Raw genomic sequence first — 12,643 nt, forward strand, 5'->3', positions numbered from 1 at the left:
CTGGTCACTTGACGACCAGCTTGGCGGAGCGAGACTTGGAGCCCTTGATGACAAGGGTTCCGCTGTAGTAGGCCGTAAGCAGGTGCTTGCCCTTCTTGAAGAGGGGTAAGCGGACGGTGATGGTGCCCTTCTGGTTGGGCTTGAGGGTGATCTTCTTGACCTTCTTCCGGCGGTCCTTGACCAGGACCGTGCCCGTCGGACCGGCTATCCCGTCCACGCTCACGGTGATAGACATCGTGACCTTTGCAGTCTTCCTGCCCTGCCTCTTCACCTTTTTGGCCGAGAGCTTCGCGAAGGAGGTGGACTTCATCTTCTCCACCTGCACGGGTGCGGATACGGCACTGCCGTCGGAGTTGCCCTTGAGCACGCCCGTCACCACGACCGACAGCGGTCGCGCCGCGTCGGCGGGGGTCAGCGTGTACGTGGAGCGCGTGGCGTCCGTGATCGTGGCCCCGTCGCGCAGCCACTGGAAGGAGTGGGTGGTCCCCTTGGGCCAGGTCCCGGTCGTGGTCGTAAGGATGCTGCCCACGGTGCGCGCTCCCGTGACCACCGGTGGGGTGGTCGCGACGAGCGCGGCGCCGGCGGCTGCGAGCACAGGTGCCGAGGTGACGGTGGCGCTGGCGTACGAGGGCAAGGACCCTGTCACCTGGACCGTGATCTCCGTCGCGTAGTCCGCCGCCTGGACCAGGTACGACGAGGAGGTGGCGCCGGAGATGCCCTTGCCGTTGCGCAGCCAGCTGTAGCTCATGGTCACGTTGGGCTGGCTCCAGCTCGGAGCGTTGAGGAGCAACTCGGTGCCGACCTTGGCGCCGTCCACAGTCGAGATCCACGGCTGCGTCAGTGCGCGCAGGTCACCGTCCACCGAGAAGGTGCGCTGCCCGGAGGACAGCACGCTGCCGCCTCCGTCGAACGACGTCACCTTCCAGGTGTAGCCACCGGTCGTCAGCGTCTGCGTGCTTGCGTACGCCGTGGCGACGGTCTGGGCGGTGTGGACCGACTTTCCGGTGGAATTGGAGATGATGTCGACCTGGTAGCGCACGGCGTCTTGCACCGGCTCCCAACGGAAGACGGCGCCGTCAGGTGCCAGCGAGCTTCCTTCGCCGGGCGAGAGCAGGCCGGAAGCTCCGGCCTCCACCCGGAAGGTCTGGGGCTGCGACCACGGCCCGGGGTTGCCAGACGCATCGGTGCGGCGGACCCGCCAGACGTAGGCCTGGGCGCTGACCGGGAGTATCGAGTTCCACGCGTAGGCCGCCGTGCGCAGGGTGGGCTGGACGAAGACCTGGTTCGCAGGCGAGTAGGTCGTGTCGGCGTTCTTGTAGACCTCGAGCCTGTATGAGCTGGCGAAGGGTTGTGACTCCCAGCGGAAGGGCACGGTGCCGGAGTGCACCTCGCCGTCAACCGGCGATGTCGTCAGTACCTGCCGGCTGCGCTTCTCGAACGCGCCGTTCGGCGCGGAGGACGTCGTCAACCCGGAGACCTTCGACCAGTTCAGCTCGTTGTCGTTGGCGTCGATGGCAGTCACACGCCAGTACAGAGGGCCCTCGGGGTAGAGCTTGGAGAAGGCCGTGTACGTGCTCTGGTCCACCACGACGTTGTCGATGTGAGGTGCGGTGAAGGTCGCTTCGTCGTCCACCTGGATCCTGTACTGCTTGGCGGCCTGCGGTGACATCTCGTCAAGGTCGCCGTCACTGTCCAGGTCGACGCCGGCGGACTGGTTGGTCTCGAAGTAGTCCTGCCAGTCAAAGGTCACCTCATGGGTGTCGACTTTCTGGGACGGCCCGGGCTGTTCGAGGACGATCTCGGGCGAGAGCTTCTCGAACGCGCTCTTGGCCAGGCTCGTCGCGTTGGACACCGGGTCGGGGCCGCACACGCCGATCGCCTTGCACGGACGGATGTGCCAGTAGTACGGGACTCCCGAGGTGTTGTCCGGGAGAGCCTTGTTGAGGTTGGCATACGTGAAGGCGTAGCGCCGGTTGGAGGTGGCAGGAATCCGGCTTAGCTCGGTCAGGTTGGTGAAGTTGGCGTCCTCGGAGAGGTACACCGCGTAGTACGAGATGTCTGGGACGGCATCCCACTCGAGCACCGGCGTCGCCGGCATGCCCTTGCACCAGGTGTTGTCGCCGAGGGTGTCGCGGCAGCCCCCACCGAGTGCAAGGGTCTTGCCATCGAGCGCGATGCGCTGGTTCTTCACCTCTGCGAAGCCAGCGATCCGCAGCGTGTTCTCCGCCGATCTACCGAGCAAGACACCGTCCGCGTCGAAGGCCTCTACGCTCCAGTCGTACTGCCCCGGTCGCAGGATGCGCTTGCCGGTCTCTGTGAGCGCGGGGAAGTACAGGTCCTTGACCAGGGCCTCGTCGGCTTCCGGGTTCCAGTAGAACGGCGTGCCCGCATCACCCATGTAGACCCGGTAGTGGTCGGCGCCCGGCATGGGCTCCCATCTCAGCTGTGGCGCCCGGGCGGTCGGGGTGTCGGTCACCTTGCCGGTCAAGGCGGCCAACGGAGGAGCCGCGGTGTCCGGGACGTTTCCGGAGACGTTGAACGACTGGTAGGGCGAGAACGCCGAACGTCTTCCGCCTGCCTCCACGGCCACGATGCGCCAACGGTAGGGGTTTCCGCTGGTGGGCAGCGCCGTGCCAATCGGTGTGTAAGAGGTCCCGGCCGTGGCAGCCTTGTGCATGGGGGACGAGCTCCCGGAGGCCAGGATCTCGACCTCGTACTTCTCAGCGGCGACCCCGGGTGTCCAGCGCAGAGTCGGGATGTCGACGGTCTCACCGGCCCGCGGGCTCAGGTTCGTGTAGATCTCCGGGTCCCAGATGAATCGCTGGGTCGGAGAGTAGATGCCCTGAATTTCTCCGTTGTGTGGCGCGTCCATCGGGCGCACCCGCCAGTACGTGAGCATGCCCTCCTGGAAGCTGCAGTTCTCGTCCGGGGAACGCGAGAAGCTGGTGTCACGGAAGACGCCGTTGAACGGCGTGTACGTGTTGCCCGCAACCCGGCAGGAGGTCACAGAGGTGAAGTTTGCGTCGCCACTGAGTTCGAGCTGGTAATAGGTGGCGTGCTGGACCGGGGTCCACTGAAGGTACGGTGCCGCCTCGGTGATCGTCTTCAACGGCAGGTCGAGCGGGTTGTGGCTGAGGTTGTCCGACTCGGCCGGCAGCCCGTCCTGGACCGGGTGAACGGGCCAAGGGCGGTCAGGCCACTCACGCTTGAAGTTGAACTGTGACTCGGTCCAGGGCGTAGGGGTGCCGGCGAGGTCGATGGCCCTCACCCGCCAGTAGTACTGGTCGTTCTTGTAACCTGCGGGCGGCGAGTAGCGGGTGCCCATGATCCCCGTCTTGGTTTCCACCGGGGTGGTGTAGGAGGCGTTGTTCGCGACCTGCACCTCGTAGGACCTTGCCCCGTCCACCGGCTCCCAGTCGAGGACGACGTCCTCAACCGACTGGTCCGGGTTGTCCGCCGGCGAGGTGAGAACCGGCGCCGGGATCGCTTTGATCCGGAACATGTAGGTGGCCGAAGGCAGGGACACCAAGCCGGTACCGCGGGAGGCCTTCACCCGCCAGAACCACTCGCCCTCTCCGAGGGGGTTTGGTACGACGAGCCCCGTCGTCCCGGTCTCATAGTTGGAGGCGCCGACGAACGCTGTGTTGTTGGCGACCTCGATGAGGTACTTCGACGCACCGTCCACCGGGGACCACCGCAGCAGCGGCGGGTCGGCCGGCTGGTTCAGGGTGCTCTTGTCGGCGGGTGAACGTAGAACCGGAACACCGACCTGCGCGTTCTCGAACGTGGCAGTGCTCCAGCCCGAGGCCTCGTTCGAGGCGGAGATCGCCTGCACGCGCCAGTGGTTCAGGCCGGCTCGCAGGACCGACTTGGGAACACTGTTCGTGTTGGTGGTGGTCTCGCTGAACTCGGGTGACCCGAAGGACGAGTCGTCGTCCACCATGACGGCGTACTTAGTTGCACCGGGAATCTTCGACCAGCTCAGCTCCGTGGTGACGGAGTTCGACTGTGCGGTAGACAAGCCTCCCGGGGCGGGAGGGACCGCGGCGAACACCGGTGCCAGCGGGGCCAAGGACGTGGCCAGGACAGTAGCGACCGTGGCGCCGCCCAGGCGAGCACGATTCATCGTGTACGTGATGCGCTGCAGACCCATTCGGTCAGTCCCCCCATGAAATACTGTTGACCGTGTGAGCGTAGGTCGTGCTTACCGCCCTCCGCAGGCGAACGGTGGAGTCTTGACGAAAGCGTGCTCGTTGATCGACTCGGAGGCGGGACCGGGCCCCGCTGCTACGCCGAAGCATCAGCTCCCTGAGCGCTCCAGCCAGTCCGAGGGAGCCACCAGATAGGACATCTTCTTGTCCTTCTCGATGACTCGCCAGCCTTTGTCGTTGGTCAGGGCGTAGGTGAGGGCGCCGTCGGTGTAGAGCAGGGCGTGAGTCACCTCTAGCTCGCGCAGGCTGTCGTCCCAGCCAGGAGCAAGCTCCAGCAGACCGACGTTCCGCTCCAGCTCGTCCTCAGTGAACATATCGCCGTAGCCGTGCATCACCACTTCCAGCTCCGGGTAGCGCCACACGTCGCGACCGCCCTCATTCCACTCGTTCAGCAGACCAGTCTCAGGCGGCAGCGCCCGCAGGAGCCGGTCCTGGGCGTGGGGCATCTCCACGGGCATGTCGCTGGTGAACGGGACCGCTAGGGCGAGGGCGGCGAGCGCCGCGACAAACCCCCCGGTCGCCACGCCCACCTCAAGCCGGCCGGCGCTGGGGCGATGGGGGAGCACGCCCTGCATCCTCCCGGCTAACAGCGGGACGAGTATTGCTGCACCCAGCGGCACCGTCCGGTGGGAGTAGACGAGCCACCCGGCAGCCGTCAGACCTAGCCCCAATTCGATCCACGACACGCCCCCGGCACGCAGTGCCAGCACGAGCCACAGCAGCAGGGTCGAGGCAGTGAGTGCGGGAGCAAGCTCGGTGAAGTCGGTCGGCGCCCACTCGGCGAAGTACTCAGAGATGTTGCCGACCCGGAGCACGGCTCCGTACAGCGCCGGGCCGACGGGCGTCAGCCCTGCCGCGAGCAGTGACAGCACGGGCACCAGCAGCGCCTTGCGACGCGAGGTCCGCCGGGTGCTGGCCTGCGGTGCGCGGTCCAGGGCCAGGCCCAGCAGGCACAGCACCCCCAGCGCCGGCCCCACGGGCCACATGCCGTGGACCATGGCCCACAGCCAGGTCAGGGGGACCAGCCACCAGGGCGCTGCCCCGGTCTCGCGGTAGCGCAGCCAGGCGCCCACCGTCAGCACGACGAACAGGTAGCTGGCGACCTGAGGTCGTGAGGAGAGGAACGGCGCGGTGCTGCCGATGGTCAGCGGCGTGATCAGGGAGGCGACCAGTAGCGAGCTGTGGGCATGCGCGACCAGGAACACGGTGAGGGCGAACGCCAGGATCAGCGCCCCCGAGAGCCAGGCGACACCGGGGAGGCCGAACCACTGCTCGAAGGCGGCATAGCCGATCTGCCCGAGCCACTGCGTGGGGACCCAATCTGCGGTGGAGAAGCGGGACAGCGTCTCGGGGGAGCGGGCCGACCAGCCGTCCAGGAACTCTCGTCCCATGCGGAGGTGGAAGTAGGTGTCGGTGTTGGTGACCGGAGCGGCCACCTGCCGCACGATGGCCAGGAAGGTGCCGAGCACGATCAGCAGAGGGACCGCCGTCAGCACGGGGGATCGTCGTGCGGCCGCGCGCTGGTTGCTCACGGTGCACACTTTTCCATGGTGCGCCGGGTCGCCGAGGCGATTCCGCGACGTTGGGGCGGAATCGCGTCGGGGCCCTCGGAGGTCAGTCCAGGCCCAGGGAGAAGGCGGCCTCGAGGTCGTGCCGCGAGTAGGCGCGGAAGGCGATGTGGGTCTCGGTCTCCAGGACTCCGGGGACCTTGTTGAGCTGGTCGGCGATGACACGGGCGATGTCCTCGTGCCTGCTCACCCGGACCAGGGCGATGAGGTCGATCTGCCCCGTGACGGAGTAGACCTCGCTGATGCCCTCCAGGGCGGCGATCGACTCCGCGACCTCAGGGATACGAGCCACATCGGCCTTGACGAAGACGATGGCAGTGATCATGGTCGGCACACTATCGAGCCGGCTGGTGGATGGGCGAGGGCAGACGATGCTCGTCGAAGGGCACCAGGCTGAGCCGGGACTGGCTGACCGCGTCGTACAGGGCCAAGTGGCGGCCGGCGCCGGCCACGGGACAGACCCAGTGACCCACGACGTCGATCAGCCGGATCCCGGGTGCCTCCAGCCAGCGCAGGACCTTCTCGCTCTCCTCCGCCGTGGCGGCGGGCACCGGGCCCGGGGCGGGGAGCACCGTCTCGGCCGTCGCGCGCAGCTCCGCGACGAACTGGTGGGCATCGGCACCCGCGGGGATCACCCCGGCTGCCGCGAGGCGGCCGAACCGCACCACGTGGACTGACCAGCGGCCGTCGTCCTCACGACGTCCGGCGACCACCTCGGGGCAGCCGCTGAGGGCGGAGAGGCGCTGGGTACGGGCGGCGGCGCGGACGAACGCCGAGAGCCGGTCGCGATGGGCGCCTGCCTCCTCGAACCGCTCCTCCGCCGCCAGCGCCGACATCCGGCGGTTCACGGCGTCCACCACCTCGTCGGGGCGCCGTCGCAGGGCGTCCCCGAGTCGGGCGACCATCTCGGCGTACGTGGAGGAGTCGGTCGATCCGTCACAGGGGGAGAGGCAGCGACCCATCTCAGCCAGGACGCAGGGCGACCGGGACGGCGCCGCGGGCAGCCGGCCGGAGCACTGACGCACCGGGAAGGTGTCGTGCAGTGCCGCGAGGCACTTCTCCGCGACCCGTCTGGAGCCGAAGGGGCCGAGGTACTCGGCGTCGTCGTCCAGGACCCGCCGGACCAGGGAGAGCCTGGGCCACATCTCGCGAGTGAGCTTGATGAAGTGCACCTTCTCGGGAAACCGGCTGCGCCGGTTGTAGCGGGGCTTGTGCTCGGCGATCAACCGAAGCTCCCGCACCTCGGCCTCCAGGGAGGTGGCGCACTCGATGCCCGTGACCGAGGCGGCCAGACCCACCATCTCGCCCATCCTGGAGCGGGTCTCGGAGGCGGTGAAGTAGGTCCGGACCCGGGTCCGCAGGTCTCGGGAGGTGCCGATGTAGAGGACGCGGGACCGGTCGTCCTCGAACAGGTAGACACCGGGCGCGTGCGGCAGCGACTCCGCGAGGTGTCGTTTGCGGCGTTGGGCGCTGGTCACCTTGGAGCTGAACGTCTGGAGCTCCTCGAGGGTGTGCACCCCCAGGCCGCCGAGGCGCTCGACGAGGCCGTGCAGGACGTCCACCGTGGCCCGGGCGTCCGACAGGGCCCGGTGGTTGGGAGTGGTGGCGGAGCCGAAGAGGGCGGCGAGGCTGGACAGCTTGCAGTTGGGCGTCTCGTCCCGGGTGACCACCCGGCGGGCGAGCTTGGCGGTGTCGACGACCTCGAACCGCGGCCAGGGCCGCCCCTGCTGCTTGGCGAAGTGCTGGAGGAAACCGACGTCGAACGGCGCGTTGTGGGCGACCAGCACGCTGCCTGCAGCGAACTCCAGGAACGCGGGCAGCGCCGACTCGATCGACGGGGAGTCGGCGACCATCGAGTTGGTGATGCCGGTGAGGACGGCGATGAACGCGGGTATCTCAGCGCGCGGGTTGACCAGCGTCTGGAACTCGCCGAGGACCTGACCGCCCCTGACCTTCACGGCTCCGATCTCGGTGATCATCGAGCCGCCTGCTGCCGAGCCACCTGTGGTCTCGAGGTCGACGACGGTGAACGTGAGGTCGCGCAGTGGGCGCCCCAGCTCGTCGAAGCTGCGCTGGGACTCCCACCTGGTCGACGCGGTCTGCTGGGTGGTGCTCATGTCCGGTGACGTTAGACGCGAGCACCGACAACCATCACGCGGCGCGCGCACTAGGGTTGGTCCGCCCAGGTCCGATCCCATGCCAGGAGCGCGCGGTGAACCTTGAGCTGCCCGGCCCCACCACCCGGCTGCGCTGTGGCGCGTGCGGCAACCTGACCCGCTTCGACGTCACCCGCACCCGACGCACCACCGAGTTCTGGCACTTCGACCTCGCGGGCGAGCACGTCGTGGAGGAGTCCGAGCTCAGGGCCGAGGACGTCGAGAGCATCACGTGCCGGTGGTGCGGCCGCAGGGACGCCGTCGAGCTGGTGGACCGCAACGTGGTGGCCACCGGCGTCCAGGACCGGCAGAGCGAGGGCTGATCGTCCCGGCCGGGACACGCCGACACGCCGTCCGGGCCCTGCGCGCGGCGGGACTGTCGGCGCTCGCTGCTTGAGTCGCCGACATGACGACGAGAATCGACTGTGACACCTGTGTGGTGCGTGGCCTGGCGTGCCACGACTGTGTGGTGACCGTGCTGCTGGGACCACCCCCCGAGCTCACGCTGGAGGACGATGCGCGCGACGCGCTGGACGTCCTGGCGGCCGGCGGACTCGTGCCGCCGCTGCGGATGGTGCATCCCGTTCCGGGGGGTCCGATCATCGAGTCCGCCTGAATTCTCAACTTTCTCCGGTGCAAGTTGTCCTGGTCCCGTCCGGCCCACTAGCCTGACCCCAGACTCGCGTGGAAGTGGATCGTCGATTCGCGCGTGAGTCGCGTTGAGTCTCGTCAGCGCCTTCGGGTGCGCGGGAGCCGGGGAACCACAACTCTGGGGTGAATCGTCGACAAGGCGGGCTGTTGGCCCGAGGAGTCGGGGTAGGGCATGTCGTGCCCGAATCCGTCAGCTCACCCGGTAGACGTACGACAAGTAGGGAGACTGCCCGCTCGTGACTCGCGACCGGATGCGAATCGGCAGGACGACCATCGCGTGCGTGGCCCTCGTCTCGACAGGTTTCGTCGTGGCGAGTCCCGTCCAGGCAGAGCCCGACATCAGCGACGTGCGCGGCCGTGTCGACCGCCTGTACCACCAGGCCGAGCAGGCGCAGGAGCGCTACAACGACGCCCGGCTCGAGCTGGACGCCCTGAGCGACCAGCTCGGATCCCTCAAGGCGGACGAGAAGCGGCAGAACTCCCGCCTCGCGGTCGTGCGTGAGCAGGTCCAGGAGTCGATCGTCCGCCAGTACCAGGGCGAGAGCGTCTCCACCGTCGGCCAGGTCGTCGTCTCGGAGGACCCGAGTGCGTTCCTGGGCCAGCTGTCCACCATGTCGGCGTTCAACGATCTGCAGAACGACCTCTTCGACTCCTTCTCCACCGAGGTCGACGCGCTGGACATCCGCCAGGACGCGACGGCCGAGCGCAAGACCGAGATCGCGGAGACCACCAAGGCGCTCGCCGAGGAGAAGGCCGAGGTCGAGGCCAAGCTGGCCGAGGCCAAGAGCCTGCTCGGCAAGCTCGAGGACGAGGAGCGCGAGCGACTCCTGTCCGCATCCAGGGGCGACTTCACCCGGCTTCCCGAGAGCGTCCCCGCTTCCGGTCGTGCCGCCGCCGCAGTCGAGGCGGCCATGGCTCAGGTCGGAGACGCCTACGTGTACGGCGCAGTCGGCCCCAATGCCTACGACTGCTCGGGTCTGACCATGATGGCGTGGGGCCAGGCCGGAGTAGGCCTCCCGCACTCCTCCAGCGCCCAGTTCGGCTCGGGCGCCCGCGTCTCCCAGAACGACCTGCAGCCTGGGGACCTGGTCTTCTACTACTCACCCATCAGCCACGTGGGCATGTACATCGGCAACGGCATGATCGTGCACGCGGCCAACCCGTCGAGCGGCGTCCGCGTGGCAGGGGTCTTCTCGATGCCCTACGTCGGTGCCGTCCGTCCTGGCTGACCTCTCCTCGAAGCGTCGCCCGGGGTCCGGGCGGCAGATGATCCTGGTCCTGGTGTTCCTGCTGGTCCTGGGCGTAGCGGTCCACTGGACCGTGCAGGCACGCGTCCCGACCCCGCACGCCGGACCGGATCGGCCCGTCGCCGCGGCGTCCGCCTCGCCTGCGGCCCTCGCGAGCCTCCTCCACGCCTTCCGCGCCGCGGTCGTGGACCGGGACGAGGCGGCGGCGGCCGGTCTGGGTGCAGATGCCGCCGCGCGCCAGCTGCTGCGCCGCATCGTGCGCAACGCGCGCGCACTCGAGATCACGGCGTTCGAGGCGCGCTACCTGCGCCAGGACGGCGAGGCTGCGCCCGGAGGAGCGCGCACGGTGGTGGCCGAGGTGCGGTGGCAGCTCGCCGGCTACGACCCCGCGCCCTCCGTCTCGAAGGTCTCGGTGCGGCTCGTCCCGGAAGGGCGCCGGATCGCGATCGCAGGCATCGACGCCTCAGGCGGTGCCCCTGCCCCGCTGTGGCTCACCTCCCGCCTGCACGTCGAGCGCTCCGCCAGAGTGCTGGTGCTGGCCCAAGACTTCCCACGGGCCGCACGCCGCCAGGCTGTCCTGGCACGGCATGCGCTGGCGCAGGTGGAGGCGGTGCTCCCGCAGTGGCGGGGGAAGGCCGTGATCGAGGTGCCCGCCACGGGGCGCGGCCTCGCTGCCGCTCTCGGGGCCCAGCACCCCGTCCCGGAGGACACGGCCGGCGTCATGGCGCCGGCGGGGGAGCGGCGCGGCCCCGGAACGCCGGTGCACATCTTCATCAACGGTGCCGCCGCCGGGGGTCGTCCTCACCACCTCCCCAGCGCCCGGCTCGTGCTGACGCACGAGATGGTGCACCTGGCCACCAGAGCTGGGGACGAGCACCTCCCGTACTGGCTGCTCGAGGGGTTCGCCGAGCACGTCGCACTCCGCGGAGTGCAGCCCGGCCCAGGTACGGCGGGGCGGATCGCCGGCGCGGTCCGTGAGGGCGGGGTGCCTGCCGACCTCCCTGACTCGAGGGACTTCGCCGCGTCGGGCCCCGGCGTCCAAGCGGCCTACCAGGGGGCCTGGCTGGCGTGCCGAACCCTGGAACGACGACTGGGGAGTGCCGGCCTGGTCTCCCTGCACCGGCAGGTCCGCTCCGGTCGCAGCCTGGACGACGCGCTGCGACTGGCTGGGTGGTCCCGGGAGGGACTGGTGCGGGCCTGGCAGGCGGAGCTCGCCGTGCTGGCCGGCTGACGTCTCGGCAAGGGTGATGACCCCGGCTGGGGTGCGGTGAGAGGGTGGTCCTCGTGACCCCGCCCCGACTCACGAGCCGCGTGGTGGGCTGGCTGGTCGCTCTGGCCGCCGGGACCTGCTTCCTGGTCCTTGCAGCGGTGCTGGTCCCGTGGCACCCCGTGCCCGACGGCCTGGCTGCGGTGCCCGCGGACAGTCTCTTCACGAGGGCACAGATCAGCCGAGCCGAGTCCTACGCAGGCCAGGCCCGCCTGCTGAGCTGGAGCTCGCTGGCCCTCTCGCTGATCGTCGTCGTCGCGCTGGCGGCATCCGGCCTGGGCGCCGCGATGATGCGCCGGCTACCGGGGCCCTGGTGGGTGCGGACCGTCCTGGGGGTGGCGCTGACGCTGCTCGGCGTACGCCTGGTGACCCTCCCGTTCGCGCTCCTGCTGCTGCGGCTCCGGCGCGAGTACGGGCTGACGACGCAGCGCGTGCCGGCGTTCCTCCTCGACCTGACCGTCTCGCAGCTGGTCGAGACCGTGGGTACGGCGCTGGTCGTCCTCCTCGTCGTGGGCTGCGCGCGCCGGTGGCGGACCTGGTGGCCGTTGATCTGCGCGACCGTGCTGGGAGGACTCGTCGTCCTGGTCTCGTTCGTCTACCCGGTGCTGGTGGAGCCCCTGTCCAACGACTTCACCACGCTGGGGCCGGGGCAGCTGCGGGAGGAGATCACCGAGCTCGCGGACGAGATGGACGTGCAGCTGGACGACGTGGTGGTCGTGGACGCCTCGCGTCGCACCACGACGCTGAACGCGTGGGTCTCTGGACTGGGCAGCACGCGCCGCGTGGTGCTCTACGACAACCTGGTCAGCGAGGTGCCCGGGGAGCAGGTGCGGTCGGTGGTCGCGCACGAGTTGGCGCACGCCCGGCACCACGACGTGCTGACCGGCACGGCGTTGGGCGCGCTGGGGGCCATGGCAGCGGTGGGGCTGCTCGGCGCCGCGTGCACCAGGTCGGATGGCCGGCGACGGGTCACGGCGGCGACGACGGTGCCGGTGCTGCTGGCACTGCTCGCGGTGGGCGCACAGGTGGTGGCGCCGGTTGAGAACAGCATCAGTCGGCGTCTGGAACTGCGAGCAGACGCGGATGCGCTGGCTGCGACCGAGGATCCCGAGGCGTTCGTCGCGGTGCAGCGGGCTCTGGCGCTCAGGTCCCTGTCGGACCCGACGCCGCCGAGGTGGTCGTCGTGGTGGTGGGGGAGCCACCCCGGGGTGCTGGAGCGCGTGGCGCTCGCTCGGCGGTGACCTCGGTCCCTGGGGACGGACAGCCGCGACGGGCCGGTCAGCAGCTGCCGGTGTGGGTGCTGGCGTTCATGGTCTCGCAGGAGCCGTCGAACAGGTCGGCCACGGCTCCACCGAACATGAAGACCGAGAGCACGATCAGGGCGGCGATGCCGGCGATGAGAAGGCCGTACTCGACGCTCGAGGCGCCCTGCTCCGATTGGCCACTCGGTCCGTGGGCACGGGCCATGAAGTAGGTGCGCATGTCGGGCTCCTTCAAGGGTCAGGAAAGAGAGCTGGCGCGGTTCCGAGGTCCTCGGAACCGC

General features: G+C 69.2%; 10 protein-coding genes and 1 riboswitch. Of the genes, 5 read left to right on the top strand and 5 right to left on the bottom strand.

Going from position 1 to position 12,643, the window contains the following annotated elements; translation table 11 throughout:
- Positions 1-4 precede the first annotated feature (4 nt).
- From C5H89_RS12320 to C5H89_RS12335, 4 genes are all read right to left on the bottom strand, one after another.
- Positions 5-4,021 (bottom strand): Ig-like domain repeat protein, encoded by a 4,017-nt coding sequence (locus C5H89_RS12320; RefSeq protein WP_162799354.1) that lies wholly within the window; start codon positions 4,019-4,021, stop codon positions 5-7.
- Positions 4,022-4,300: 279 nt separating this feature from the next.
- The gene (locus C5H89_RS12325; RefSeq protein ID WP_162799355.1) at positions 4,301-5,743 is read right to left on the bottom strand and encodes a hypothetical protein; all 1,443 of its coding nucleotides are present in this window, start codon (positions 5,741-5,743) and stop codon (positions 4,301-4,303) included.
- Between the two features lie 82 nt (positions 5,744-5,825).
- A complete protein-coding gene (locus tag C5H89_RS12330; protein ID WP_104107522.1) occupies positions 5,826-6,104 on the bottom strand; it encodes an Lrp/AsnC ligand binding domain-containing protein in 279 nt (92 codons plus the stop codon).
- Positions 6,105-6,114: 10 nt separating this feature from the next.
- Complete coding sequence (locus tag C5H89_RS12335) at positions 6,115-7,896, bottom strand: DEDD exonuclease domain-containing protein (RefSeq protein ID WP_104107302.1); 1,782 nt, start codon at positions 7,894-7,896, stop codon at positions 6,115-6,117.
- A 95-nt stretch (positions 7,897-7,991) separates the two neighbouring features.
- Between C5H89_RS12335 and C5H89_RS12340 the strand changes: the two genes are divergently transcribed.
- From C5H89_RS12340 to C5H89_RS12360, 5 genes are all read left to right on the top strand, one after another.
- Entirely contained in the window at positions 7,992-8,258 is a 267-nt protein-coding gene (locus C5H89_RS12340) for a hypothetical protein (RefSeq protein WP_104107303.1), read from the top strand.
- An 83-nt stretch (positions 8,259-8,341) separates the two neighbouring features.
- Positions 8,342-8,551 (top strand): hypothetical protein, encoded by a 210-nt coding sequence (locus tag C5H89_RS12345; RefSeq protein WP_101524119.1) that lies wholly within the window; start codon positions 8,342-8,344, stop codon positions 8,549-8,551.
- A gap of 91 nt (positions 8,552-8,642) precedes the next feature.
- Positions 8,643-8,811, top strand: a riboswitch (cyclic di-AMP (ydaO/yuaA leader).
- Positions 8,812-8,894: 83 nt separating this feature from the next.
- Complete coding sequence (locus C5H89_RS12350) at positions 8,895-9,815, top strand: C40 family peptidase (RefSeq protein WP_240181835.1); 921 nt, start codon at positions 8,895-8,897, stop codon at positions 9,813-9,815.
- Positions 9,796-11,064 (top strand): hypothetical protein, encoded by a 1,269-nt coding sequence (locus tag C5H89_RS12355; RefSeq protein ID WP_104107305.1) that lies wholly within the window; start codon positions 9,796-9,798, stop codon positions 11,062-11,064. Before C5H89_RS12350 ends, C5H89_RS12355 begins: the two co-directional genes overlap by 20 nt.
- Before the next feature lie 53 nt (positions 11,065-11,117).
- On the top strand, positions 11,118-12,341 hold the full coding sequence (locus tag C5H89_RS12360; protein ID WP_240181836.1) for a M48 family metalloprotease: 1,224 nt from the start codon (positions 11,118-11,120) through the stop codon (positions 12,339-12,341).
- A gap of 37 nt (positions 12,342-12,378) precedes the next feature.
- Here C5H89_RS12360 and C5H89_RS12365 read toward each other — a convergent pair whose 3' ends face one another.
- A complete protein-coding gene (locus C5H89_RS12365) occupies positions 12,379-12,582 on the bottom strand; it encodes a Flp family type IVb pilin (protein ID WP_104107306.1) in 204 nt (67 codons plus the stop codon).
- Positions 12,583-12,643: the final 61 nt, after the last annotated feature.

Origin of the sequence: Nocardioides sp. 616 (assembly GCF_002930065.1) — a bacterium.
GTDB lineage: Bacteria > Actinomycetota > Actinomycetes > Propionibacteriales > Nocardioidaceae > Nocardioides > Nocardioides houyundeii.